The following is a 26,098-nucleotide window of genomic DNA, read 5'->3' on the forward strand; positions in this document are numbered from 1 at the left end:
TTATTCCTCATTTCTAATAGGAAAAGGAGGCTGAAAAAACCTCGCCTCCTCCTGTCGTTTATTTTGATTGATCGTCCATTTTCAGAATCGCCATGAACGCTTCCTGTGGAACTTCCACGGAACCGACTTGCTTCATGCGTTTCTTACCTTCTTTTTGCTTGTCCAAAAGTTTGCGTTTACGGGAAATATCGCCGCCGTAACATTTAGCGAGCACGTTTTTGCGCATTGCGCTGATTGTCTGGCGTGCAACGATTTTCTGGCCGATCGCTGCTTGGATCGGCACTTCGAATTGCTGTCTTGGAATAAGTGTTTTCAGTTTATCGACGATGACCTTGCCCCGTTCATAGGCGAAATCACGGTGAACGATGAAGCTCAGAGCATCGACCTGCTCCGAGTTCAAGAGGATATCCATTTTCACCAATTTGGATTCTTTATAGCCGATCAACTCATAATCGAAAGATGCATATCCCTTCGTACCGGATTTCAACTGGTCAAAGAAATCATAGACGATTTCCGCAAGTGGCAATTCGTAGATGATGCTGACACGTGAATTATCGATGTAATCCATCGTCATGAAGTTTCCGCGTTTTTTCTGGCAGATTTCCATAACTGCGCCGACATAATCATTCGGCACCATCACCGTAGCTTTCACGTATGGCTCCTCGACATTATCGATTTTCTGCGGATCCGGCATCATCGCCGGATTGTCGATCTTCAGGATTTCCCCATCCGTCATGTGCACATTATAGATAACGCTCGGTGCTGTCGTGATCAGGTCGATATTGAATTCACGTTCAATCCGTTCCTGGATGATCTCCATATGCAGCAGGCCGAGGAAACCGCAACGGTAACCGAAGCCGAGTGCCTGCGAAGATTCAGGTTCGAATTGCAGTGCAGCGTCATTCAATTCAAGTTTTTCAAGCGCATCGCGCAAATCATTGTATTTCGATGTATCAATCGGATAAAGTCCGCAATAGACCATCGGGTTCATACGTCGGTAACCGGGCAATGCTTCAGCAGCCGGATTTCTAGAGTGCGTGATCGTATCGCCGACCGGTGCGTCGCCGACATTTTTAATGGCGGCCGTCAAATACCCTACGTCGCCGACTGTCAATTCATCACGAAGAGTCGCACGCGGTGTGAACACACCCGCTTCAATAACTTCGAACTCTTTATCGCTCGACATCATTTTAATTTTGTCGCCTGGCTTAACTGTTCCTTCCATAATACGGATGTATGACACAATTCCGCGGTAAGGATCATACAGCGAATCAAAAATCATCGCTTTCAGCGGTGCACTCGGGTCACCTGTTGGAGCCGGAACTTTTTCAACAATCTGTTCGAGTATTTCTTCGATGCCGATGCCGGCTTTAGCAGAGGCCAGAACCGCTTCTGATGCATCTAGGCCGATAACGTCTTCCACTTCCTGCCGAACCCGTTCAGGATCCGCTGCCGGCAAGTCGATTTTATTGATGACCGGCAGGATTTCAAGGTCGTTGTCGAGCGCCAGATAGACGTTCGCTAGCGTCTGGGCTTCGATGCCTTGCGCAGCATCGACGACCAGGATGGCGCCTTCACAGGCAGCAAGGCTACGGGATACTTCATAAGTGAAATCGACATGTCCCGGCGTGTCGATCAGATGCATAATATACGTTTCGCCGTCCTTGGCAGTATAATTCAGCTGTACAGCGTTCAATTTGATGGTGATGCCGCGTTCCCGTTCCAAATCCATGGAATCGAGCAATTGTGCTTTCATTTCCCGTGAAGTCAGGGCATTTGTGCGTTCTAATATGCGGTCGGCAAGCGTAGATTTCCCATGGTCGATATGGGCGATAATGGAAAAGTTACGGATTTTGCTTTGACGCGCGAGTCTCTGTTCTTGGTTCATGGTCCACACTCCTATACAAACTACTATGAATTATAGCAGTCCGGAGGCCATTGGGCAATGAATGCAGTGGAATCTATTTTACTGTCAAGGCAAACTTCTTTGCACGTTTCTATTGCATTCTTCTCACTGGTTTGATAAAATAACTCATGTTGTATAGAGACATACAAGAGTTGAGATGATCACATCTCTTTTCCTAATTGTCTAGGAGGTGAAATATATGCCAAACATTAAATCTGCTATCAAACGTGTGAGAACTAATGAATCTAAAAACGCTCAAAACACGCAAGCTAAATCAGCAATGCGTTCTTCTGTGAAAAAAGCTGAACAGGCTTTGACTAACAAAGACGAAAACGCTAGCGCTTCAGTTAAAGCTGCGATTAAACAAGTTGAAAAAGCTGCTTCAAAAGGCTTGATCCACAAAAATACTGCAGCCCGCAAAAAATCTCGCTTGATGAAACAGGCGTAATAACGCTGAAAGCCGGTTCCTTTAAAAGGAGCCGGCTTTTTTTCATTTTCTGTGGAAATAGCTTCGGTCAATTCTTCACGGCGCGTTTCATCAGGAAGAACTCCAGTACCCGTCCGCGGTTGCCGCTGACGGTTTTCAGCTGAAGGTCGATATCAGCCAGATCGCCAAGGACTTCCAGCAGACGCTTCTCCGATAAGGTCTGGCGCCTTTCAACAAGGAGTTTCACGCGATACGGATGCGCTTTTAATTGTTTTGAAATCTGCTGCGCATGATAGCCTTTTTTCTGCAGGTAATAGACGTGGATCATGAAACGGATCTGTGATGCCAGAAGAGCGGCGAGCGCCACCGGCTCTTCCTTTTGCCGGAGCAGGTCGTAATAGACGCTGAGCGCTTCCGTTATATCGCCGTCAAGATATGCCTGGAGCATCTTGAAGGCATCCTGTTCCAGCGTGCGGGCCGTCATTTCTTCCACGAGCTGTTCCGTGATCTCCCCTTCAGCGCCGAGGTAAAGCGACATCTTTTCAAGTTCGGAAGACAATAATGTCAGATTGGTGCCCGCCATTTCAACAAGTTTGCGGACAGCTCCGCGGCTGATGTCCTTGCCGTAAGTTTTCGCTTCCTGCGAAAGCCAAGATTCCAGGTCATTCGCCTGCAGCGCTTTCGCTTCCACAACCACCGCATGCTGCTTCATGAGTTTCACTACTTTTTTCCGTTCATCCAATTTTTCATAAGGTGCAACAAATATGGTCACCGAACTGGACGGCGGATTTTGCAGCCATGCTTCCAGAATTTTCATATCGTGGTTGATCTTTTCCTTGCCGCGTTCTGCCGCTTTCAGGAATGAAGCATTTTTGGCGATGATGAGTTTCCTGTCACTGAAAAAAGGGAAAGTGTCCGCTTCGTCGATGACGTGATCGACCGGCACTTCCTCCAGATCAAAAAAGGTTAGTTCGAGCTCGCCGTCGTGCGTCATACTGGATTTCAATAAATCCAATGTCTTTTCAATAAAATAACTTTCAGTGCCTATTAGAAGATAGACAGGGTCGATTTGGCCGCTGCGTATCGATTTCCAGATTGAAGTGATCATTTTCCCGCCTCCTTCTTCTCCCATATTGAGGGTCAGTATAACCCCCGCTTCTCAAATTGGGAGGTCGACTGACCCTTAAAAACCGGATTGGATCATCTAGCATTTAGTGCGGATTTATGAAAATCCCAATAAATGAAGTTTCTCTTTATACTATATCGGATTTTTACCGTTTATGGAATTTGTCTTTTCTGTGACGTGTTTTTAATTCCGCTGCTTAAATAAAGTTCAATGTGGATTTTTGAGGTGCAGTAGCTTATAATTAGAGGGAATTAGGAGGGATAGCCATGAATGAATTTGAAAATAATGTACAATCGAAGCGTAACGACGCAATCGATGCCGGTATGGGATTTGTCGTATCGTTCGTATTTTTCGCAGCTATCTTTATCATCGCTGCAGTCGTACAATACGTAGCACTGTAATTTCAAGAAAGGTTCCGGCTGATAAATGGCCGGAACCTTTTTTCATTTCATCGGCAGGACCGAGTAGGTTCCATTGCGGAAAACGATTTCGATGCTGCCTTGTTCCGCTGTGTTCATCGTCGGTAACTCCAGCTGCCCGAATCTTTCAATGACTTCCTCTGCCGGGTGCCCATACCGATTCTCCTTGCCGGCCGAAAAAATAGACAGTTCAGGATTCAGCTGCGCAAGGAAATTTTCACCGCTCGAAGTTTTGCTGCCGTGATGTCCGACTTTTAAAATCGTCGTCCCAGCCAACAGCTCTCCGTACTCCCTTAAAACTGCCTCTTCCCCGTCCACTTCCAAATCTCCGGTAAACAGGATCTTGAACCCTTCATGCTCCACCATTAAAACCAGCGAGTCATTATTGCCGTCATAAGTGCCGTCTGCCGGACTTAAATACGTAAACAGCGTATCCCCTTTCTGCCAGGTGCTGCCACGCCCCGGCAAGCGGATGACCGCATCCTCCAGCTCCTTCCCCAGTTCCATGATCAAATCGGTTGTTTGCGATCCCGGCGTCATATGGATTTCCGCCACACGGAACAGCTCCAGAATTTCATCTGCCCCTTCAGCATGATCTGCATCCGGATGAGACAGAATCAGCGCATCAATCGATGAGATTCCGTTCCCATGTAAATAGGGGGCCACGACCTGCCGTCCCACTTCAAAAGGACGGCTCCTGTCGCTGAAGCCTTCTTTACTGAACCGCAATACGCCACCGGTATCGACCAGGTAAACACCTCGCCTGTACGGCAATTCCACCAGCGCACTGTCACCCTGGCCGACATCGATGAAAGTGACACGCAGCGCTCCATCAAAATAGGGAACGAGTGTGAAAACGATGGCAGGCATAACGCCTAGCCCCAATTTCCACCAGCGAAAACCTTTTTCGCTCAGACTATAGAACAAAAGAATTCCGATGATCATCATACACATGAAGAAAGCATCCGGTTTTCCGGGTATCCACATTTGATGGGGCCATTCTGCAAGCCAGTCGGTCCATCGTCCGATAAAGTTTCTGAACGGCTCATAAAAATGAAACAGGAAATCCGCCGCGGGTGGAAATACAAAAGTCAGGAACAGAAAAACCAGATTTGCCGGAAGTATGATAAGCGTATAGACCGGTACGAACAAGCTGTTTACAGCAAAAGAAGACAATGACAAACTGTAGAAATGAAAGAGCAGCAGCGGATAAAGGGTAAATTGCGAGATAAACGTGATCATCAACCCGATTTTGACTGGCGACGTTTCCTTCTCCAGCAATTTCATTGAATAGATAATACCGAAACTCGCCCCATACGAAAGCTGAAAACCGATTTTATAGAGGGTATACGGCTCCAAAAACAGGAACAGGATAAAACTCAGCAATAGAATATTGGCTATCGGGATGCGCGTTCCCATCAACTTTAAAATGAGGACGGCCGATGTCATGCTGACTGCCCGCCAGACAGAAGGCGCACCTCCTGCCAGCAAGGCATAAAGAGGAAGGACCGCCAGCAGAATAAACATGGCATGGTGTTTCCGGATTCCGATCCTCAGCATCATAAAATACAGCAGCGCTGAAATGATTCCGATATGCAGGCCGGAAATCGCAAATAGATGGGAAATCCCTAATGTCTGCTGAATCCGCTGCTGCTCTGCAGTTAGCATTTCCCTTTCACCGATCAGCAAGGCCTCCGCCTCTGTACGCAGACTTTCCGGAAAATTCGAGCGGATATGCAGTTTGAGTTTGTCCCTCCTTTTGGACATGCCCGCTAAAAAGCCTTCCTGCGGCTCCATATAAACCAGCTGGCTGATCGAAAAAGCGGCCGAAGCATCATTGCTTTTCAAATAGGACGCCATATCGAAGGCAAATTCATGGGACGGTGTTTTCATTTCTTCAAATACACCGGTTATACTGAGCCGTGAATCCCCAATCCATTTTTCCTTTTGTGCTTTTTCTTCTGGATTTTGAAAGCGGTAATTGGCATAAACCAGGCCGCCGTCACTCAGCTCCATGAATCCCCGGAGTGTGTCTCCATCCACTTTAAAGCCATCTTTAAACACGGCCGTTCCTGTATAGCCATCCGAATAGGCCGGCATCTTTTCGTGCCTGTCATCTTGCAGGAAATAAAAAAGACCCGAAAACAACAGCACGCCAATCATCAATTTGAAATCCTCTTTTTTCCAGGCCATCCATAAAAAAAGCAGCGCCATGAACACAAGAGATTCCGGTGCATCATGCGCTACTATCGTTGTAATTGCAGCCGCAGCTGCAAAATAAATGACGGTATTGCGGCTTAGACTGTTAGTTCTTCTCCGAATAATTCCTTCACCCGTTCATTGTAATGGGCCAATTCCTCATCGCTGCCGCCTTTTTCCTTTAATTTTCCGATGAGCTCCATGTAAAGAGCCGCTTTTTCTATACTCAAAAAGTCGATTTGCCGCTCATCGAATAACACCTGCACGACTTCCACGCCTGCCTGCTCCAATAATTCGATGGCGTATTCATGGTTCCGGTAGTCTGCAGCATAGTAAAGCCGGGAAATCCCTGCCTGAATGATCGATTTCGTACATTGAAGACACGGAAAATGGCTGACATATATATCTGCTCCGTTGACACTGACACCGTATTTCGAGCATTGAAGAAGTGCATTCATTTCCGCATGGATGGTACGGACACAATGTCCATCCACGACGTAGCATCCTTTATCGATGCAATGGTCTCCGCCGGAAATCGAACCGTTATAGCCGCCTGCTATAATCCGGCGGTCGCGTACGATAGTCGCACCGACAGCAAGCCGGGTGCAGGTGCTTCGCAGTGCCAGCAAATGGCTTTGCGCCATGAAAAATTGATCCCAAGTTATTCGCTTCATCTAATTGCCCCCCGCTTTTTACTGTTTGTTTCAGTTTAGCAGAGGTAAAAAGTTCGTCAACATTCAGTTTATGGAAATCGCATCTTTCAGTTTTTCAAACGTCTTATCGCCTATTCCGGTAACGTCTTTCAGCGCTTCAATGGAAGCGAAGGGACCGTGCTCTTCCCGGTGTGCTATGATTGCCGCCGCTTTTGACGGACCGATGCCGGATAATGTGCTCAACCCCGCTTCATCCGCCAGATTGATATTGACCAGCTCACCGCCTGATGGGCTGGTCGCCTGCTGCGCCGCTGGTGCTTCGATAACAGGTGGGGCAGCGAGCGCTTCACCGGTTACCGGTACATAGACACTCATTTCATCTGTCAGCTTCATCGCCAGATTCAAAGACAGGGCATCAGCGTCGGGCAGAAGGCCGCCGGCAAGTTCAATCGCAGAGTGCAGCCGTGAATCCGCAGGCAATTCGAATACACCGGGTTTCACCACTTGTCCTTTGATCTCGACAAGAATATTTTCAGGTTCAGTTTGGGTTTCAGTTACTGGTTCGATTGGTAAGGTTGGAGTTTCACTCAGCTGTGGGGATTCAGCTTCTATAAGGTCAGTGGGCGCGGCCGTGATTTCTTCCGGCTCGCCGTGGGGAAATAAAAAATAAAGCGCCAGCATGATAATGACTGCAGCGGGGATCAGCAGCCTGCTGTATTTATTGTAAAACTGTTGGAGATTCAGTTCGCATCCCTCTTTCTGGGCGGGAAGCAATCAAATAGAAGCTGTCTGAATTATACATTTAATCAATCCGGTTGTCTATTGGCCAAAATAAAAAACCACCAAAAGGCGGCTTTTAGATCTATATAAGTTGAACTAAATACTCTGCATAAGTAGATATTCCGCAAAACAGCTTCGCTTTCCTTGGGGCTCGCGCTGAGCTAACTCGATCTCGTTTCACTTCGACCGAGTGGATCTCAGCACTTCGCTCGAAACGGAGTTGGAAAACCAACTCCGCTTCTAATCCCTTGGGAGTCTTCTCTGTTGTGCTCCATATCTGCGAAATCCTTCTAGAGTTGAAGTGGTTTCCGTAAGCCCACTCGGACCGTGGTCCGAGCGCAATACAACCCTTTGCCTGTTTTAGAGGAGTCTCCGTTTTTCTTGCATTTCAAGAAAGTGACTCCAGCGAAGGAGCACCGCCGGACCGGCTGGAGCAATAAGACGAGTGCTCTTCTCGGCTTATTGGGGGAAGCTGGTCCAAAGCGACGAAGTAGTATATAAATGTCGTTTCTTTAATTCAACTTATGTTGCTTATACTTTTCGCGCACAGAAGAAAATCCGTTCACTTTCATCAGCAGGTTCTGTGTCTGAAAAATCAGCTGTCACCGATTCAACGACGAACCCTGCGGCTTTCAGCCAAGTGCTGTAAAGCGATGGTGAGAAAGTCCGCTGTTCATGTGTTTCTTCAAACCGCTGATAGATCTCTTCCTGCTGACGCACAAAAAATGTAATGTCGTGGATGACACTGTGCTCATGTCCGCCTGGTTCCGTATGCCAGATGAATGATACCTCATCGTCATCCAGCACAAAAGGGCTGTCCATATAAAGTTCATCGACCTTATAGATGGAATGCACGTCAAAAAAGAACATGCCGCCATCATTCAATGCGTTATGCACTTCACGGAAGGTTTTCTGCACTTCTTCTTCGCTTTTCAGGTAATTCAATGAATCAATGGCGATAGTTACCACATCAAAACCCTGTAGCCCTTCCAGATTATCCATCGACAATTGATAAGTCGGGATCTGAAGATTCGCTTCCTGAAAACGCTGAGCCGCCATTGTCAGCATATCTTCAGACAAATCGCTCGCAGTCACTTCATATCCAAGCTCCGCAAACAATTGGGCCAAAGTGCCGGTGCCGCATGCGAGGTCCAGTAATTTACCGGACGTTTTACGGGTGGCGACCCATTCAACATACTGGTCATATGGAATATCCTGCATCAACCCATCATAGATTGAAGCGAATTTGCCGTAGCTCATAGTTCCAGTTCAGGCGCTTCTCTCCAGAGGCGCTCAAGGTTATAGTAAGAACGCTCATCCTTATGGAATACATGAGCCACTACATCTCCAAGGTCGATTAGGATCCAGCGGGCCGCGTCAAATCCTTCGACACTTTTCACTTCGTTCCCGGCTTCATTCGACTTTTCGATCAATTCACGTGCAATCGCCTGTACTTGGCGGTCGGAGTTTCCGCTGCAGATGACGAAATAATCAGCGAGCAAAGAAATTCCTTCCATATTAAGGACAACGATGTCCTCCGCATTTTTATCTTCTGCAGCTTTATAAGCCATTTGTAATAATGTAGTTTCAGTCATTCTTTCACTTTCCCTTTCTGTTGCACGAAGTATTCATAACACTTCAGTGAATCCGGATACACCGGCTGATTTTTTGATACCAGAAAATCGATGCTGTGTTTGACGCAGGCTTCCATCATAACATCCAATCCCTGTTCTTTTAATTGGCGCAATTCTTCGACGCCTTTGAATTTCCTGTTCGGCTCCACGAGATCGGCAATGTAGACGACTTTTTCAAGGTCCGACATGCCAGCCCGGCCCGTTGTATGATAACGGATGGCGTTTAAGACATCTTCGTCAGTAACCCCGAATTCATAGGCAGCGACATAAGCCCCTACCGGCGCATGCCATAATTCGGAATGGTATTCCAATAATAATGGATCCATCTGCTGCTTCTCGATGATCGATTTCATCCAGTCCCGATCCGAGAATTTGGCGACGTCATGCAGAATTGCGGCAACCTGTGCTTTTTCCTGCGGCACCCCGAAGCGGATCGCTAAAGCTGTTGCTGTGTTCAGCACTCCGATAACATGCGTATACCGGTTTTCCGGCAGCCTCTTTTTAACGAGTTGAAGCATCCTGCTCTGATTCATACAAGCCCTCCTTCCGGATATAGGCTTCGACTTTTTCCGGCACGAAAAATGTCAGCGGCCGGGCCGCTGCGACTCTTTCACGCAGCATAGTCGAAGAAATATGCATTTCTGGGGAATCGATCATCATGACCGGAAAGTCTGTAGCTGCATCGTAGCCAGGCCTGCCGATTCCGACAAACTGGATCATCGCAGCAAGTTCTTCAATGCGATGCCAGGTGTTCAATTCAGCCACCGTGTCCCCGCCGATGATGAAGTAGAATTCCTTATCCTTTTCTTTTGCAATCAATTCGCTGATGGTGTTGAAGGTATACGATACACCACCCGAGCGGATCTCGAAATCCTCGATACGGAATTGCGGGTAGTCTTCGATTGCCAATTGGGTCATTTTCAGCCGCTGCGCAGCATCTGCTCCGTGCACCTCTTTATGCGGAGCGATGGCGTTCGGCATGAACCTGACTTCATCCAGACCCAGGCTGTGGTAAGCTTCATTGGCCATAATCAGATGTCCCATATGCGGCGGATTGAAGGTGCCTCCGAGAATCCCGACTCGTGTCATCGCTTCACCGGAAGCTCGATCCGTTTGTTGTTCACCGATTGTTTGTAAAGGATAACCGTATGTCCGATCAATTGCACCAATTCAGCTTTTGTGCCTTTTGCCAATGTCTCAGCCACTTCGTTCTTGTCATCTTCATTGTTCTGAAGAATACTGATCTTCACCAATTCGCGTTTTTCCAATGCTTCTGCAATCTGAACGAGCATCGCTTCGCTGACGCCGCCTTTGCCCACCTGGAAAATCGGGTCGACGTGATGTGCTTCACTTCTTAAAAAACGCTTTTGTTTACCTGTTAACATAATTTCCTCCTAGTGTTTCCGTTATCAATTGAATCATTTTTTCTGTATCCGGTTTTTTGCCGGTCCACTGTTCAAAGGCAATGGCACCTTGATAGACGAACATACCGACTCCGCTCAATGTCCTGCAGCCTTTTGCTTCAGCAGCTTTCAGGAAAGGTGTTTCTATCGGGTTATAGACGATATCCGCCGCCAGGGCATCCGATTTCATATTGGAAATGGAGAGCGGCAATGCTTCATCTTCAGCCAAGCCGACAGAAGTCGTCTGGATGACGATGTCAAAATTGCCAAGATTCTCTTCCGCTTCAGCGATCGTCATCGCAGATGCATCGGTCTCCTCTGCCAATTCCTCCGCCCGGCGGTATGTCCTGTTAGCAATTGTCACATTCTCGAAATTTGCGCGGCTGAGAGCAAAGCAGATGCCTCTTGCCGCACCGCCCGCACCGATGACCAGGATTTTAGCGTCACGCTCCGGTTCTGTCGTCAGCAGTGACTGGACAAATCCATCACCATCTGTGTTAAGACCGAAGAACTTTCTGTCTTTCCGGATCACCGTGTTGACAGCATTCATTGAACCGGCTGTTTCATCAATTCCGCTGAGGAACGGGATGATCGCCTGTTTATGCGGAAGAGTCACATTAAATCCGCTTGCCCCCATCAGTAGCAGGGATTCACACGCTTTCGCCAAATCTGCGGGTTCGACGCGCACCGGTATATAGGATGCTTCGATGCCGTTTTCCTTAAACCAGGTTTCGTGCATGAACGGTGATAAAGAATGGGCAATCGGATCACCGATCACCGCATACCATTTCTTCATACAATCACTCCTAAATAAGAGATGGCCGCACCATGACTTCGACACCTTTTGGTGCGTGAGCCGCTATAACTACATTCGGATGCTGGACCGTCACCCAGCCAAGACCTGAAAATACGATATCCGTTTTTGCATCTTTGATACGGAATTCATGGCGCACAAGTTCAGGATAATCTTCTTTATATTGTTCTGAAGGCGGTGCAAGCATTCTGCCGAAATGCTGTTCGTAAAGTGCATCTGCATTTTCCAGTTTTGTTCTGTGAAGCTGCAGATCATTTGCAATATGGAACGTAAATGATGATCGGTCCCCTTGTATGAAATCAAAACGGGCAAGTCCGCCGATGAACAGCGTCTGCTCCGGATTCAATTGGAATACCCTCGGTTTTATCTCCTTTTTCGGCATGATCATCTTCAGATCAGCCGTATGGAGATAATGTGCCAATTGATGATGATTGATGATGCCCGGCGTATCGTACATGGAACGCTCATCGTCCAATGGGATTTCAATCATATCAAGCGTCGTTCCAGGGAAATGGGATGTCGTGATGATATTATCCTGCCCTGTCGCTTGCTTGATGATCCGGTTGATGAATGTGGATTTCCCGACGTTCGTTGAACCCACGACGAATACATCAGCGCCTTTACGGTAATGTTCGATCGCTTCCATCGCTTCAGGCACGCCTGTGCCGCGCTGTGCACTGACAGTCAGGATATCGATGGGTTTCAATCCCATCTTATTCGCTTCCCGTTTCATCCATTGGATCAGCTTCTGCTGTTTGACAGACTTCGGCAATAGATCCGCTTTATTGGCAATCAACAAGATATCATTGCCGCCGACAAACCGGTGAAGCCCCGGCAGCCAGCTGCCATTGAAATCAAAAATGTCGACAATCTTGACAATCAGGCCTTTCCGTTCTCCAAGCCCGTTCAAAATACGCAGGAAATCATCATCCGTCAAAGATACAGGCTGCAGCTCATTGTAATTTTTCAGACGGAAACATCTCTGGCAGATTATTTCTTCTTTATCCAATGAAGATGCCGGTGCGTAGCCTAACTCCCCAGGATGTTCAGTTTGGATCTGTGCACCGCATCCGATGCAATTTGGCATTTCACTCAATTTTCTTCCTCCCAAGTCATATAACCTTTATCTTTCAGTTTTTTCATGATCCGCCGTTCGACCATCCGATTGAAACGGGTAAAGAATCCATCAGATTGCGCGACCGGCAGAACCAGTATCGTATGCAATTTATTGCGGTTGCCGCCGAAAATATCCGTCAGCATCTGATCGCCGATCACCACGACATTTTCACGTTTGACGCTCATGATCTTCAAAGCTTTACGGAAAGCTTTGCCCATCGGTTTGCGCGCCTGGAAAATGAACGGTATGCCCAGCGGATCTGCGAACGATTTCACGCGCAGCTCATTGTTATTCGAAACGATCACGACCTGGATGCCCGCATCTTTCATCGTTTTCAGCCAGTCGATCAGCATCGGTGTCGCTTCCGGACGGTCCCATTCCACCAATGTATTATCCAGATCTGTAATAATACCGCGGATGCCTTGTTCCAGCAAGCTTTCAGGGGTGATATCGAACACCGTTCTGACGTATTGGCTTGGTATGAATTTTTGGTACACGTTAAACAACTCCTGTATCTTCGAACTTAATGTTAATGATTATAGCATATTTGCCAACGCTTCTCCCACTTTGATCGGTTCACCCGCAACAATATTATCCGAGAAACGGCAACAATCCGGTTCAAAGAATAGAACAACCGTGGAACCGAAACTGAAATAGCCGACTTCCTCGCCCTTTTTCCAGGTATCATCAGTGTTTGTCAGCTCAATGGAATTGACGAACATGGCTCCGACTTTGACCATCAGCATCCTGCCTTTTTCCATTTCCAGCTCCGAGATCAGACGGTAATTGCCGCTGATCGGCGCTTTCCCGTAAAGCAGGCCGGATTGGTTGACCGGATATGATTTTTTTCCGAGCACAAATTGACGCAGGATCTTGCCATCAGCAGGACTGTGGATGCGGTGGTAATCGGCAGGCGAAAGGTAGAGCACCGCATATTTTCCATTTGAATAGCGCTCTGCCAGTTTGTCACTCCCCAGCAGTTCTGCCAGTGAATATTCCTGGCCTTTGACCAAAAAACGGCTGTCTGCATGCAGATTCCCGGCAATCTCGACTTTGCCGTCCACCGGCGAGATGATATCCGTAGGAGCCTGCGGCCGGCTTTCCGGTCGCAGTTTACGGATGAAGAAATCGTGCAGCGTTGTAAAAGAGCTTATTTCGTCCTCAATATCCTGCGTGTCTATTTTATAGGTCTTAATATAATTCGGAATGATCGACCGGCTCCCCGAAGACTTTGCAAAGCGCTGCAGAAGACTGGATGTGAAGGGGCCATTTGTCAACTCTATGGTATATTGGTATATTTTCTTCTTCATGACATTACCTCCGTTATGATAAAAGTCTACCATTTTTTCCAATCCGACAGTATAATGAAAAGAACAACATTTTGAACGTGAGGAGAGTTCTCCATTGATATTCATTGAACGGATGGATCACACCATAAAGAAATTGAAATCTCAGACAGCAAACATACTGACAATCGGCAATATGTCATTTGGCGGTGCTGCTTTGATGGCAACATTGAATGGCGCGTACAGTTATAGTGTGTTATTTATTTTCATCGCCGCATTTTTAGATCGTTTCGACGGTATCGTGGCCCGCAAACTCAACCAGGAGTCAGCTCTTGGCAAACAATTGGATTCCATGAGCGATATTATATCTTTCGGCGTAGCTCCAGCAATCTTAATCTATCAGCTCGCTTTAATTGATTTCGGCATTGCCGGCATGATCTTTACAGTCATTTATATTTCAAGCGGCGCATTTCGCCTCGCCCGTTTCAACATCAGTGAATCGAACGGCTATTTTACCGGCCTGCCGATCACCGCTGCCGGAACCGTCCTGACCTTGTCCTTTTTCGGTCTATCGGTTTTGCCGCCCGTATTCTATATGTTCCTGATGCTGATCAGTTCATTATTGATGATCAGTACGTTCACATTAAAAAAAGTATAAAACAAAAGCTGCCGGAAACTTTTTCCGGCAGCTTTTTTGCTGGTTGTTGCTGGTTTCAGCGCTCCTGACGCGAAACCAGGCGTTCCACGACGCGAAGCACGATTTTTGTGGAGTGCGCCGCTGCTTTCGGCAAGAATTCATCAAACGAGATGGAAGATTCTTTTCCGGCAATATCGGATAATGCACGGATCACTACAAAAGCCGTATCAAACTGGTAGCAGACCTGCGCTACTGCCGCAGCTTCCATTTCAGCCGCTTTCATCGTCGGAAACTGGCTGCGCACCAGTTCAACGCGATTCGGATCACTCATGAACGAGTCTCCCGTCGCAATCAGGCCGATGGCATACGGATATTCCTCCAGCTCCTTGACCGCTTTTTCAGCCAGTTCGATCAATTCCGGGTTGGAGTGGTAAGTGGCAGGCATCTGCGGCACCTGCCCCATGTCATAACCGAATGCCGTCACATCGACATCATGGTGGATGACTTCATCCGAAATGACGATCGAGCCCACTTCCAGATTTTCATCGAATCCTCCGGCAGAACCGGTATTGATGACAATTTCCGGTTTGAAATGATGCATCAGGATGGTCGTCGACATTGCTGCATTCACTTTGCCGATGCCGCTTTTCAGCAACACGATTTCCTGTCCTTCGTATGTACCTGTCGTAAATTCGCTGTTGGCGATTGTCTCGGTTTTTGCATCTTCAAGACTGCCGCGAAGCAATTCCACTTCTTCTTCCATCGCACCAATTATTCCGATTCTCATATGGCATTTCTCCTTTAGAAGTATTTTCTGTTTGCCGATACACAAGATCTGTTGATCGGTTCACCTGTATGAATAGAGGATTCTGAGCAGCACGTTCCACAGTTTGCGCTCAAAAAAAAGACGCCGTTTTAATAAGCGCCTTCTACAGTATTCAGTATATCCATTTTAACAGGTTTCCAACCTTCTTTTTCAACCCATTCCAAATGAATGCGATATTTTTTTGACATATCCTTTGATTGGACTGTGCCGACCGATTTTTGAGGGCTTCCGCCATTGCCGATATGCATGATGTACATTTCGCTCTCAGCCATGCCGGTCGCGTATTCAATCGCTGCTATCTTTTCTTTCCAATCAACCGAATCCATGTCATAGACAGAAACATGTTCACCGCTCTGTTCTGTTCCGACCGGCTCCCAGCTTGTATTGATGATCGTTTCTTTGACTACCGGATCATTGGATTCCTGGCGTGTGATGGTGCCGCCTGTGACTGATCCTTCATCTTCGCTGTTTTCATCAGCCTCTTCATTTTTATTGTCATCGTCGTCCTTACCCTGTTCATCTGTTGAATCCGCTGTATCTTCCTCAGCGCCATCAGTGTCTGCAGGGGAATCATTGCCGCTGTCTGCCTGATCGTCCGCAGCTTCAGCCAGTTCGCCGCCATCGTTATCCTCTTCACTCTTTTCATCATCAGTGCCTGTGGAGATCTCCACAGATTCCGGTTCTGCCGCATTATCCGAGCCGGACTGACCAAGGAATATGAATGCCCCCACGATAAGGATCAATGCAAATACAAGTCCGATCATTACATTCAACATAGTGTTGCTGGTGGAGCGGTTCTTTTTATGCACACGTGAGGGATAAGGTTTTTTATCTTCTGCCATCTTATTCTGCCTCCCCTTCTTTTGATATTTTACCATAATTTAATGTAACAAATTTTACTTCCATGGTAAGTTTGTGTGTCAAAGCTGATTTTATTCTTTATTGTGGCACCTTTGCAGTCGATTTACAAGAAAAAACCTGCCTGACAGATGAGCTAATTTCCACCCAATAAAAAACAGCCATTCTTCGATGAGAATGGCTGCAATGATTATGAGATGGAAACGATTTCAATTTCCATTTCCCCGCCGGGAGTCAATACTTTCACGCGGTCGCCGATTGTGTGGCCGATCATGCTTTTCGCGATTGGTGAGTCGTTCGAGATGCGCCCTTCGAGAGGATCCGCCTCAGCTGAACCTACGATTGTGTAAGATTCTTTGTCACCGTCCGGAACTTCAACAAATGTTACTGTTGTACCCAATCGGACAATGTCATTGCTCATATCGTTTTCATCTATGATAACCGCATTGCGGATCATTGATTCCAATGTTGAAATGCGCCCTTCTACAAACGCCTGATCTTCTTTGGCTGAATCATATTCAGCGTTCTCAGATAAATCACCGAAATCACGGGCGATTTTAATCCGTTCCACCACTTCTTTACGTTTTATCGTTTTCAAGAAGTCCAGTTCGTCCTCCAACTTCTGCTTTCCTGCAGCTGTCATCGGAAATTGTTTTTCGTTAGCCATTGTTCCCCACTCCTTCAACTGCTGACTTTAGATTTTTGAAAAATCCGTCAGTCTTGTCTCATCATAGTATAATTTACCATTCTATTCAAGAATTGTTTTAATTTTTGTAACCATCAGATCAATCGCCACTTCATTTTGTCCGCCTTCCGGGATGATGACATCCGCGTAGCGTTTTGTCGGCTCGATAAATTGGTTATGCATCGGGCGCACGACATTCAGGTATTGGTCGATGACCGAGTTGATCGTGCGTCCGCGTTCATTGATATCCCGCAGCAAACGGCGTATGATCCGAAGATCTCCGTCAGTATCGACAAACAACTTGATATCCATCAGGTCACGCAGCCTCTTATCTTCCAGAACCAAAATACCTTCCAGAATGATGACGTCTTTCGGTTCGATCACGATCGTTTCATCTGAACGGGTATGGAGGGCATAATTATAGACCGGTTTCTCAATCGGTCTGCGTTCCAGCAATTCATTTATATGCTTGATCAAAAGATCTGTATCGAAAGCGAGTGGATGGTCATAGTTCGTTTCCAACCGCTCTTCGAATTCCAGGTGAGATTGGTCTTTATAATAATAATCCTGCTCGATCACTACTACGGAATTTTCCTTGAACACTTCGTAGATGGAATTTGTAACACTTGTCTTGCCGGAACCCGAGCCTCCGGCGATTCCGATTACTACCGGTCTTTTCTTTGACATAATCAACTGCTCCCTGCATCTATTCATTATTTTTACCTATCAAAGCTTTTTGCAAATCATGATGCCATCCCCGATATCGAGCAGCTTCGTTTCATAGCCTTCGTGATTTATCATCGTCTCCTTGAATGCACTCAAATTCCGGATCATCGTTCGCTTTCTCCTCGGAATTTCTTTGATATGCATTGCGGACATCCCGTGCATATGCATATTATCACAATAAATGACTCCGCCTTTGTTTAGCAATACTTCATACTTTTCAAAAAAGCGTTCGTATTGCCCTTTAGCGGCATCGATGAAGATCGCATCATAGGATCTGTCCAGCAATTCCAGATCAAACTCAAGTGCGTCACCATGGTACAGGCGAATCCGCTCCTTGAAGCCGGAACCCTGGATGAAACCTACTGCTTTCGCAAATCGTTCCTGATCCCGTTCGATCGTATCAATCGTTGCATCCGGCAGGGCCTCAGCCATCTTCAAAGCGGAAAATCCGATCGCCGATCCGATTTCAAGCACTTTTTGCGGATGCTGTTCTCTCAATAATGCCGTCAGGTGCTCGATGCCGTCGTCTTCCATGATCGGGACATGCTTTTCCACCGCATATTTCTTCATTGCTTCAACTGTACGTACCAGCTGTTCGTTGTCCATTATGAAAAGCCCCTTTTCGGCACTGCAAAAATTCTTTCAAATGATAGCATAAAACAAGAAGGAATGCGAGGTCGCACCCTTCTTGTTTTTTAGGAGATAAGAAAACAGCATTTCTTAATTCCCGATATATTCATCCCGATTTGCAAGATGTTCTTCGTACGTAACTGCAAAATGATTGACGCCTTCCGAATCAGCCAGGAAGAATAGATATTCTGTCTCAGCAGGATCAAGCGCCGCTTCCAGGGACGAAGCCCCCGAACTGGCGATCGGGCCAGGCGGCAGCCCTTTGTTGATATAGGTGCTGTACGGATGTTCAAATTGGTAATCTTCGTTGAACAGGCGGTCACGGTGTTCACCCATGGCATAAATGACTGTCGGGTCCGTCTGAAGCGGCATGTCCACTTCCATGCGGTTATAGAAAACCGAAGCGATGGTTGCGCGGTCCGCTTTGCTTGTCGCTTCCTCTTCCAGCAGGGAGGCGAATGTCAGAAGCCAATGAGGCGTCTTGCCCTGTTCTTCCAAAATTGCTGTATACGGGGCAATGTTCGCCTGGGTCGCATCCAACATCCCTTCGATGATCAATTCGAGGGAAGGATCTTCTTCGTAAAATGGATAAGTGGCCGGGAACAGATAACCTTCGAGCGCATAACGGATATTCTCGCCCTTGATCTCCTCAGTCAGCAGATTAGGGTAATTGGCCATCAGATTATCGATATAGGCTTCGTCCGTCACTTTTTCCATGAATTCTTCTGCGCTGTAATCCGTTTTTTCAGCGATGACATTCTCAGCGATTTGTTCGAGTGTCAACCCTTCCGGGAAATTGATCGTAAACAGCGGTTCACGATATACCGTTCCCGTTTTCAGGCTTTGAGTGATTTCATCCAAAGTCATCGATGGCAGAAGTCCATATGTGCCTGCCTGGAATTCGGATTCATTATTGAATTTTACATAATATTTATAAATGCGGGCATCTTCAATGATTCCGTTTTCTTCCAGCAGCGCTGCGATGCTGTCAAGATTTGAACCGATCGGCACCTCGACTTCAATGACTTCTTCGGAATCGGGGTCCACCGGTTCCAAAGCGGAAGTGACATAATTATATCCCTGATACCCGACAATACCCAATCCGATAATTAAAATCAACGCAATGGCAAAGACGATCCGCCGCACAATCTTCACTTCTTTCTTTTTCTCTTTCATGCGGTCAAACATGATATCCACTTTCGATTTCTTCTCCACGGGTTCCCCCCCTTAACTATTCCTATCCATTATACAAGAAAGCAGGACAAAAGAAAAAGGCGGAATAAAACTCAATTCCGCCTTCCTTCGATTATAGCTCTTCGTTTTCCTCTTCTTCAGCAAGGAAAGTATTCAGCATTTCTTCGATCATATCCCATTCTTCATCCGTTTCAACCGGCAAAAGATCTCCGCCTGCCACTTTACCATCTGCATCTGTCTTTTCAGTGAAAGATGATGCCTGAATTTCGATTTCACCTTCGTCATCCTCTTCAGCGCCTACCGGGAAATACAATACGTAGGATTTGCCGAAGTCTTCCGAGTCAAATGTAAACAAAATTTCGAATAGCTGCTCGTTGCCGTTTTCATCAACGACTGTGATATGTTCTTGTCCGTGTTCCATTGTCGTCACCTCATCATTTTTTAAAATCAAGATAGCCTTGCAGAATCATGACTGCCGCCATCTTGTCGATCACTTTTTTGCGGTTCTTCCGGCTCACATCTGCAGATATCAGCATTTTTTCCGCTGCAGCTGTCGTAAGCCGCTCGTCCCATAGTACCACTGGTATAGCATACGCTTCTTTCAGCAAAGCTGCAAATCTTTCTGAAGCTTCAGCACGCGGCCCGATGGAATTATTCATATTCTTCGGGTAACCCACGACAATTTCTGTCACTTCATACTGGCTGATCAGTTCACCCAGGCGCTTCAATCCGAATTCTTCGACCGCTTCATTGATCTTCACGGTCTCGATTCCCTGTGCCGTCCAGCCGAGTGCGTCGCTGATCGCGACGCCGACTGTTTTCGAACCTACATCCAGTCCCATAATTCTCATAAATTATTCCTCATTATTCTTTTTGATATAGAATTTCACAAGCTCTTCAAGGATTTCATCCCGCTCCAATTTACGGATCTTGTTCCTTGCATCCTGATGGCGAGGAATATAAGCCGGATCCCCGGATAAAAGATAGCCCACAATCTGATTATTCGGGTTGTAGCCTTTTTCTTCTAAAGATGCATGCACTTCCAGCATCACTCGTTTGACATCCTGCTCCATCGATTCCTCAGACGAATCAAATTTCATAGTACGATCGAATGAACTCACGACAAGCACCTCGCTTTCGGATTGAAATAGGGAAAACCTTTTCCGCTGCCTGATTTCCATTATATACGAAACAGCCCGTTTATAAAACCTATTTGACTAAGTCGTAGACGGACGCCAATGCCGCATCCAACTTTTCAGGTTCTTTGGCTCCTGCCATTGCCATATCCGGACGGCCGCCACCTTTTCCGCCACATTGCTCTGCAACATGTTTGACGATTTGGCCGGCATGATAGTTGCCGCCCGCCAAATCTTTTGTTACACCCGCTGCAAGCATGACTTTATCGCCGTCTACTGTGCCAAGCACGATAACCGCTTTTTCCAGTTTCCCTTTGAGATCATCCATCATCTGGCGTAGCTGGTTATTATCTTTTGCCTCCACACGCGCTGACAGGACTTGAATATCGCCGATCGCCTGTACGGCTTCAAGAATGCCTGCAGACTGCGCATTTGAAATTTTCGCCATCAGCGATTCATTTTCCCGCTGCATCGCTTTTCCTTCAGCCATGAACGTTTCGACTTTCTGAACGATATCTTTCGGATTCGTTTTCAGGAGAGATGCCGCCTGCAGCAAAGTGTTTTCGCTGTTTTTCAGGTTTTCATAGGCACCTTTGCCAGTCAATGCCTCGATGCGGCGGATGCCTGCACCGATGCCGCTCTCCGACACAATCTTGAACAAACCGATTTCAGCCGTATTGCTGACGTGTACGCCGCCGCAAAGTTCCAGTGAATAACCGCCGATTTCGACGACACGGACGACGTCGCCGTATTTTTCACCGAATAGCGCCATCGCCCCCATGTCTTTCGCTTCCTGGAGATTATGGTAGCCTGTCGCCACTGCGATGCTGTCCCAGATTTTATTGTTTACGATCGTTTCGATTTTCTCCAGCTCTTCCGCTGTCACTTGACCGAAATGCGAGAAGTCGAAACGCAGACGGTCAGGTCCGACGTAAGATCCCGCCTGGTTGACGTGGCTGCCGAGGACATCTTTCAATGCCTGATGCATCAAATGCGTCGCTGTATGGTTTTTCACCGTATGGCTCCGCTCTGCTGCGTCAACTTTCGCCTCTACAGCGGATTTCGTCAATTCTCCTGATTCGATTCTCACAGAATGCAGGTTTTGGCCATTCGGCGCTTTTTTGACGTCCAGCACGAATGCCTGAACAAAATCGTTCTGCAGGATTCCGTGGTCCGCAATCTGGCCACCGCTTTCAGCATAGAATGGCGTACGGTCCAGGATGACCTGGACTTCTTCGCCTTCCTGCGCGTGATCGACCAGCTCCCCGTCTTTGATGATGAATAATATTTTCGATTCCGCTACCGTGTCCGTATAACCGATAAATTCACTCGGTTCTTTGATATTACCCAGGACTTCCGACTGCGTCTGCATGGAATTGACATTCTGGCGTGCGCTGCGGGCGCGTTCGCGCTGAGCCATCATCGCGGCTTCAAACCCTGCATGATCGATTGTCATGCCAGCTTCCTCAGCATATTCCTCCGTCAATTCAACCGGGAAACCGTATGTGTCATATAGTCGGAAAGCGTCTTCGCCAGGAATTTCGCTATTGCCGGCAGCTTTTTGTTTTTCCGTGACACTTGACAGGATAGCCAGCCCATCATTCAGCGTTTCGTGGAAACGTTCTTCCTCAAGCTTCATGACCCGCACGATGAAATCTTCTTTTTCGCTCACTTCCGGATAGAAAGCTTTCATGATTTCTCCGACAACCGGAACCAATTCAAACATGAACGGTTTTTCAACACCCAATTTTTTCGCATAGCGGACTGCACGCCGGAGAAGTCTGCGCAGCACATAACCTCGGCCTTCATTAGAAGGCAATGCACCGTCACCGATTGCAAATGCAACTGTGCGTACGTGGTCGGCAATCACTTTGAACGCCATGTCACTGTCTTTGTCTTCGCCATATTTCTTGCCTGAAATCTCCTCCGTTTTCCGGATGATCGGCATGAACAGGTCTGTATCGAAGTTGGTCGGCACATTCTGCACGACGCAGGCCATCCGCTCAAGCCCCATTCCGGTATCGATGTTCTGTTTCGGCAGCGGCGTATACGTATGGTCCGCATTATGGTTAAACTGAGAAAATACAAGGTTCCAGATTTCCAGGTAACGGTCGTTTTCGCCTCCCGGATAGAGTTCAGGATCATTCATGTCGCTGCCGTAGCTTTCGCCGCGGTCATAGAAGATTTCGGAGTTCGGTCCGCTTGGGCCTTCCCCGATGTCCCAGAAGTTCCCTTCCAGGCGGATGATGCGTTCAGCCGGCACTCCGACTTCATTCAGCCAGATGCCATATGCTTCTTCGTCTTCCGGGTGTACGGTCACTGATAGCAGTTCAGGATCAAAGCCGATCCATTTATTATCCGTCAAAAATTCCCATGCCCAGTGGATGGCTTCTTTTTTGAAGTATTCACCGATCGAGAAATTGCCGAGCATTTCAAAGAATGTATGGTGGCGGGCAGTCACACCGACGTTCTCAATGTCATTTGTGCGGATCGATTTTTGGGCATTGACGATACGCGGATTTTTCGGGATGACACGTCCGTCAAAATATTTCTTTAATGTCGCCACCCCGCTGTTGATCCAAAGTAATGAAGGATCTTCAAACGGCACTAGCGGTGCGCTAGGCTCCTGGTCGTGGCCTTTCTCTTTGAAAAAGTCGATGTAAAGCTGTCTGATTTCTTCTGCTTTCAGATTTTTCATGTGTTTTCCTCCTATCAAAATACAACCATTCACAATGAGTGCAAGAGACAATAAAAATAGCCTCCATCCCTTGCGCAAGCGCAAGGGACGAAGGCTATTGATTCGCGGTACCACCCTAATTACACGGAAAAATTCTTCCGTGTCTCTCATTGATGCCTTAACGCGGCTTTACGGCAGGGATTAGCTGCACTCCGGAGTAGCTTTCTAACATATCATCGCGAAGGCCCTTTCAGCCGGGGAGCCTATTTCTGAACGGATGCTATCTTATACTTTCTCCATCAACGTTTTCATTATCTGTATATGTTGAATTATAGAAAACTAATCTTCCACTGTCAACAAACGGCAAGGAAAGAATTGTCCAGACTTTTTACGACTCGATAAAATCGCGTGGTGAAATCCCCTGCATGCCGATCAGCGGATGGATGGAATGGACGTTGTCGTTTGTCAGCGCGGCCGGTTTATCGTCTGCAGGAGACGCAGCGGCCGGGGCTTCGTTTACTGTTTGAGCCGAAGTTCCATTATCGCCGTTTGCGGGCGAATCTGCATTTATGGGCTGGGCGGCTTTATTGCTTTCGGATTCCGGATTTGACAGCGCCAGCCGGTCTTTCAGTGTCGTCATCCGCTTCGTATCATCGGTCCGTTCCACGCCGTAGCGGAATACGCCCGGGTCACCGCACAGGATCAGAAAATCCTTACTGCGCGTAATACCTGTATAGAGCAGATTGCGCCGCAGCATTTTCATGTAGCCGCGGACCACCGGCATGATGACCGTCGGAAATTCCGAGCCCTGAGCTTTGTGGATCGAACAGCAATAGGCGAGCGTCAGCTGATTCAAGTCACTGCGCTGGTAAGTCACTTCGATGCCGTCGAATGATACGACAAGAACATCCTGCTTCTCCACCGTTTCACTCGCTTTCATGATGGCCACCACTTCCCCCATATCGCCGTTGAACACGTTGCTTTCCGGCTGATTGACGAGCTGCAGCACTTTATCATTGATACGGTAAGTGATGTCACCGAAAACAAGCTCTTTCCGTTTGCCGTCGTTATTCGGATTGACCATCTGCTGGATCATTTTATTCAGCGCATCGATGCCGGCCGGCCCTTTATACATCGGTGCCAGCACTTGGATGTCTTTGATGTGATGCCCTTTTGCCAGCGCACTTTTCACCACTTTTTCAACGACTTCGGGAATTTGTTCGGCTCCCGCTTTGATGAACGACCGATCGGATGTTTTTGCTGTGATGTCAGCCGGCAGCTGGCCGTTCTTCATCTGATGTGCGAGCTCAATGATCGATGACCCCGAAGTCTGCCGGTAAATATCCGTCAGCTCCACGGTCGGAATCCGTTTAGATTCGAGAAGATCCCTGAGCACCTGGCCGGGGCCGACCGGGGGCAATTGATCCTGGTCGCCGACGAAGATGATCTGTGCATCGTCCGGCACAGCTTTCAACAATTGATGTGCGAGCCACGTGTCGACCATCGACATCTCATCGATGATGATCAGTTTGCCTTCGATTTCTTTCTCCGTTTCTTCGTCTTTTTCCTGTCCATTGAAGCCGAGCAGCCGGTGGATCGTCATTGCCGGCAGTTCCGTCGATTCGCTGAGGCGTTTTGCAGCCCGTCCCGTCGGTGCAGCCAGGATGATCGGGAACGGTTCTTTCTTCTTCGCATAATCTTTCGGATCAAGCGACAAGCCATGGAGTTCTGCATAGACTTCGACCAGGCCGCGGACTACCGTGGTCTTGCCGGTACCCGGTCCCCCGGTCAAAATCATGACAGATGAATTAATGCTCGATTCGATCGCCTGGACCTGGGTTTCGGCATAATTGACGCCGAGCCGTTCTTCCGCTTCCCCAAGCGCTTTCCGCACTTCTGAAGAAGGGAAGCCGTCGCGGTTTTCCTGCGACGCCAGGAGCGTTTCCAGTTTGGTGGCAATGCCGACTTCCGAATAATAGAGGGACGGCAAATAAAGGCGCGTTTCTTCTCCCGCGACTTTCGATTCTTCGTTCAATTCAATGGCTGCCTTTGAAATGGCTTCAACGGGAATTTCATCACGCTGCCGCGCTTCAAGCATCTCCTTCACCTGCGGGATCAATGTTGCCGCATCAATGAAGACGTGTCCTTCCGACAGGCTGGCCTGGTTCAGTAAATGCAGGATCGCTGCTTTGATGCGGTCAGGATGGCTGCCCGTAATGCCCAGTTTCGCCCCGAGTTCATCCGCTCGCTGAAAACCGATGCCTTCGATTTCTTCGATCAGGCGGAAGGGATTTTTCGTCAGGATGTCAATTGTCTCTTCGCGGTATGCCTGGAAAATACGCATTCCCACCTGCGGCCCGAATCCCCAGTCGTTCAGCTGGATCATCACTCGCTCAAGCCCCAGATTCATCTGCAGCGCAGAGCGGATGGTGTCCTTCTTTTCATCTGACAGACGCGGGACAACATCTAGCGCTTCCGGGTCTTCCAGGATCTTTTTGATGGCATTCTTGCCCAGTTTTTTGACGATCGTTTCAGCCGTCTTCCGTCCGATGCCGTTGAACATATCACTCGACAGGTAGTGGATGATGCCCTGTTCCGTTTCCGGCACTTCCTTCGTGAATGTCTCCACCTGGAACTGGATGCCGTAGCGCGGATGATTTTTCACTGCTCCGGTAAAACGGTATTCCTCTTCCATGGAAAGTTCCGGAAAATAACCGGAGACGATAATCTCTTTTTCTGCGTACGAGGTGTTGGTCTGTTGGATTTTCACTTTTGCGATGGAGAATAGATTCTGAGGGTTGTGAAAAATCGAAACGACCGGCCGTCCCAGCACAAATTGCGTTTCTTCCTGGAATAAATCAATTTGTCCTGTCATGCCGATCGTTCCCCTTTCAAATTCCTATCCCGTATTAACGGTCAGTAAGACGCCCACTACTCCGAGCGGGAGATCAACTGACCCTAAAAA

General features: G+C 47.7%; 28 protein-coding genes and 1 other annotated feature. Of the genes, 3 read left to right on the forward strand and 25 right to left on the reverse strand.

All coding sequences use genetic code 11. The features are described 5' to 3' along the window. Nucleotides 1-58 precede the first annotated feature (58 nt). On the reverse strand, nucleotides 59-1,888 hold the full coding sequence (lepA, locus tag IQ294_RS05795) for a translation elongation factor 4 (RefSeq protein ID WP_203333062.1): 1,830 nt from the start codon (nucleotides 1,886-1,888) through the stop codon (nucleotides 59-61). 217 nt (nucleotides 1,889-2,105) lie between these two features. Here lepA and rpsT point away from each other — a divergent pair, with 217 nt between their 5' ends. Then, entirely contained in the window at nucleotides 2,106-2,354 is a 249-nt protein-coding gene (gene rpsT, locus IQ294_RS05800) for a 30S ribosomal protein S20 (protein WP_203333063.1), read from the forward strand. A 67-nt stretch (nucleotides 2,355-2,421) separates the two neighbouring features. On the opposite strand, the gene holA is transcribed toward rpsT, so the two are convergent. After that, nucleotides 2,422-3,441 (reverse strand): DNA polymerase III subunit delta, encoded by a 1,020-nt coding sequence (gene holA / locus IQ294_RS05805; protein WP_203333064.1) that lies wholly within the window; start codon nucleotides 3,439-3,441, stop codon nucleotides 2,422-2,424. A gap of 284 nt (nucleotides 3,442-3,725) precedes the next feature. Between holA and IQ294_RS05810 the strand changes: the two genes are divergently transcribed. After that, nucleotides 3,726-3,860 carry a YqzM family protein gene (locus tag IQ294_RS05810; protein WP_084246179.1) on the forward strand — a complete coding sequence of 45 codons (135 nt, stop codon included), beginning with the start codon at nucleotides 3,726-3,728 and terminating at the stop codon, nucleotides 3,858-3,860. Between the two features lie 42 nt (nucleotides 3,861-3,902). Here the strand turns inward: IQ294_RS05810 and IQ294_RS05815 are convergent, their stop codons facing one another. The 12 genes from IQ294_RS05815 to IQ294_RS05870 all read right to left on the reverse strand — a co-directional run bounded on the left by IQ294_RS05815 (nucleotide 3,903) and on the right by IQ294_RS05870 (nucleotide 13,788). Then, on the reverse strand, nucleotides 3,903-6,041 hold the full coding sequence (locus IQ294_RS05815) for a DNA internalization-related competence protein ComEC/Rec2 (RefSeq protein WP_238942698.1): 2,139 nt from the start codon (nucleotides 6,039-6,041) through the stop codon (nucleotides 3,903-3,905). Nucleotides 6,042-6,175: 134 nt separating this feature from the next. Then, nucleotides 6,176-6,751 (reverse strand): ComE operon protein 2, encoded by a 576-nt coding sequence (locus tag IQ294_RS05820; RefSeq protein ID WP_203333066.1) that lies wholly within the window; start codon nucleotides 6,749-6,751, stop codon nucleotides 6,176-6,178. A 63-nt stretch (nucleotides 6,752-6,814) separates the two neighbouring features. Further along, on the reverse strand, nucleotides 6,815-7,411 hold the full coding sequence (locus tag IQ294_RS05825) for a helix-hairpin-helix domain-containing protein (RefSeq protein ID WP_203333067.1): 597 nt from the start codon (nucleotides 7,409-7,411) through the stop codon (nucleotides 6,815-6,817). A 630-nt stretch (nucleotides 7,412-8,041) separates the two neighbouring features. Then, complete coding sequence (locus IQ294_RS05830; RefSeq protein WP_203333068.1) at nucleotides 8,042-8,770, reverse strand: class I SAM-dependent DNA methyltransferase; 729 nt, start codon at nucleotides 8,768-8,770, stop codon at nucleotides 8,042-8,044. After that, nucleotides 8,767-9,105, reverse strand: a complete 339-nt coding sequence (gene rsfS / locus IQ294_RS05835) for a ribosome silencing factor (protein WP_033544159.1) — start codon at nucleotides 9,103-9,105, stop codon at nucleotides 8,767-8,769. The genes IQ294_RS05830 and rsfS overlap by 4 nt, the downstream gene beginning before the upstream one ends. Next, nucleotides 9,102-9,677 carry a bis(5'-nucleosyl)-tetraphosphatase (symmetrical) YqeK gene (gene yqeK, locus IQ294_RS05840; RefSeq protein WP_203333069.1) on the reverse strand — a complete coding sequence of 192 codons (576 nt, stop codon included), beginning with the start codon at nucleotides 9,675-9,677 and terminating at the stop codon, nucleotides 9,102-9,104. Before yqeK ends, rsfS begins: the two co-directional genes overlap by 4 nt. Further along, the gene (locus tag IQ294_RS05845; protein WP_203333070.1) at nucleotides 9,646-10,233 is read right to left on the reverse strand and encodes a nicotinate-nucleotide adenylyltransferase; all 588 of its coding nucleotides are present in this window, start codon (nucleotides 10,231-10,233) and stop codon (nucleotides 9,646-9,648) included. Before IQ294_RS05845 ends, yqeK begins: the two co-directional genes overlap by 32 nt. Further along, a complete protein-coding gene (gene yhbY, locus IQ294_RS05850) occupies nucleotides 10,230-10,529 on the reverse strand; it encodes a ribosome assembly RNA-binding protein YhbY (protein WP_203333071.1) in 300 nt (99 codons plus the stop codon). The genes IQ294_RS05845 and yhbY overlap by 4 nt, the downstream gene beginning before the upstream one ends. After that, the gene (gene aroE, locus IQ294_RS05855) at nucleotides 10,516-11,343 is read right to left on the reverse strand and encodes a shikimate dehydrogenase (RefSeq protein ID WP_203333072.1); all 828 of its coding nucleotides are present in this window, start codon (nucleotides 11,341-11,343) and stop codon (nucleotides 10,516-10,518) included. The genes yhbY and aroE overlap by 14 nt, the downstream gene beginning before the upstream one ends. Nucleotides 11,344-11,353: 10 nt before the next feature. Further along, nucleotides 11,354-12,457 carry a ribosome biogenesis GTPase YqeH gene (gene yqeH / locus IQ294_RS05860; RefSeq protein ID WP_203333073.1) on the reverse strand — a complete coding sequence of 368 codons (1,104 nt, stop codon included), beginning with the start codon at nucleotides 12,455-12,457 and terminating at the stop codon, nucleotides 11,354-11,356. Then, entirely contained in the window at nucleotides 12,454-12,993 is a 540-nt protein-coding gene (locus tag IQ294_RS05865; protein WP_349291330.1) for a YqeG family HAD IIIA-type phosphatase, read from the reverse strand. The genes yqeH and IQ294_RS05865 overlap by 4 nt, the downstream gene beginning before the upstream one ends. Before the next feature lie 21 nt (nucleotides 12,994-13,014). Further along, nucleotides 13,015-13,788 carry a phosphatidylserine decarboxylase gene (locus tag IQ294_RS05870; protein ID WP_203333075.1) on the reverse strand — a complete coding sequence of 258 codons (774 nt, stop codon included), beginning with the start codon at nucleotides 13,786-13,788 and terminating at the stop codon, nucleotides 13,015-13,017. 94 nt (nucleotides 13,789-13,882) lie between these two features. Between IQ294_RS05870 and pssA the strand changes: the two genes are divergently transcribed. After that, nucleotides 13,883-14,422, forward strand: coding sequence for a CDP-diacylglycerol--serine O-phosphatidyltransferase (gene pssA / locus IQ294_RS05875; protein WP_203333076.1), 540 nt, complete (start codon nucleotides 13,883-13,885; stop codon nucleotides 14,420-14,422). A 55-nt stretch (nucleotides 14,423-14,477) separates the two neighbouring features. Here the strand turns inward: pssA and mtnN are convergent, their stop codons facing one another. From mtnN to recD2, 11 genes are all read right to left on the reverse strand, one after another. Next, nucleotides 14,478-15,188 carry a 5'-methylthioadenosine/S-adenosylhomocysteine nucleosidase gene (gene mtnN, locus IQ294_RS05880; RefSeq protein WP_203333077.1) on the reverse strand — a complete coding sequence of 237 codons (711 nt, stop codon included), beginning with the start codon at nucleotides 15,186-15,188 and terminating at the stop codon, nucleotides 14,478-14,480. 128 nt (nucleotides 15,189-15,316) lie between these two features. Beyond that, the gene (locus IQ294_RS05885; protein WP_203333078.1) at nucleotides 15,317-16,069 is read right to left on the reverse strand and encodes a YrrS family protein; all 753 of its coding nucleotides are present in this window, start codon (nucleotides 16,067-16,069) and stop codon (nucleotides 15,317-15,319) included. Between the two features lie 206 nt (nucleotides 16,070-16,275). Then, the gene (gene greA, locus IQ294_RS05890) at nucleotides 16,276-16,752 is read right to left on the reverse strand and encodes a transcription elongation factor GreA (RefSeq protein WP_203333079.1); all 477 of its coding nucleotides are present in this window, start codon (nucleotides 16,750-16,752) and stop codon (nucleotides 16,276-16,278) included. An 81-nt stretch (nucleotides 16,753-16,833) separates the two neighbouring features. Further along, nucleotides 16,834-17,457, reverse strand: coding sequence for a uridine kinase (gene udk, locus IQ294_RS05895; RefSeq protein ID WP_203333080.1), 624 nt, complete (start codon nucleotides 17,455-17,457; stop codon nucleotides 16,834-16,836). Between the two features lie 39 nt (nucleotides 17,458-17,496). Next, nucleotides 17,497-18,102: an O-methyltransferase gene (locus IQ294_RS05900; protein ID WP_203333081.1), complete on the reverse strand. Its 606-nt coding sequence runs from the start codon at nucleotides 18,100-18,102 to the stop codon at nucleotides 17,497-17,499. A gap of 114 nt (nucleotides 18,103-18,216) precedes the next feature. Beyond that, nucleotides 18,217-19,341 (reverse strand): endolytic transglycosylase MltG, encoded by a 1,125-nt coding sequence (gene mltG, locus IQ294_RS05905; protein WP_349291324.1) that lies wholly within the window; start codon nucleotides 19,339-19,341, stop codon nucleotides 18,217-18,219. 91 nt (nucleotides 19,342-19,432) lie between these two features. Then, nucleotides 19,433-19,741 (reverse strand): DUF1292 domain-containing protein, encoded by a 309-nt coding sequence (locus tag IQ294_RS05910; protein WP_203333082.1) that lies wholly within the window; start codon nucleotides 19,739-19,741, stop codon nucleotides 19,433-19,435. Nucleotides 19,742-19,754: 13 nt separating this feature from the next. Then, entirely contained in the window at nucleotides 19,755-20,171 is a 417-nt protein-coding gene (ruvX, locus tag IQ294_RS05915; protein WP_203333083.1) for a Holliday junction resolvase RuvX, read from the reverse strand. Nucleotides 20,172-20,174: 3 nt separating this feature from the next. Further along, nucleotides 20,175-20,441, reverse strand: a complete 267-nt coding sequence (locus tag IQ294_RS05920) for an IreB family regulatory phosphoprotein (protein WP_203333084.1) — start codon at nucleotides 20,439-20,441, stop codon at nucleotides 20,175-20,177. An 88-nt stretch (nucleotides 20,442-20,529) separates the two neighbouring features. Further along, entirely contained in the window at nucleotides 20,530-23,154 is a 2,625-nt protein-coding gene (gene alaS / locus IQ294_RS05925; protein WP_203333085.1) for an alanine--tRNA ligase, read from the reverse strand. Between the two features lie 80 nt (nucleotides 23,155-23,234). Continuing rightward, nucleotides 23,235-23,445, reverse strand: a binding site (T-box leader). A 76-nt stretch (nucleotides 23,446-23,521) separates the two neighbouring features. Continuing rightward, nucleotides 23,522-26,008 (reverse strand): SF1B family DNA helicase RecD2, encoded by a 2,487-nt coding sequence (gene recD2, locus IQ294_RS05930; protein WP_203333086.1) that lies wholly within the window; start codon nucleotides 26,006-26,008, stop codon nucleotides 23,522-23,524. Nucleotides 26,009-26,098: the final 90 nt, after the last annotated feature.

This window comes from Planococcus beigongshangi (assembly GCF_016820495.1).
GTDB classification, from domain to species: domain Bacteria; phylum Bacillota; class Bacilli; order Bacillales_A; family Planococcaceae; genus Planococcus; species Planococcus beigongshangi.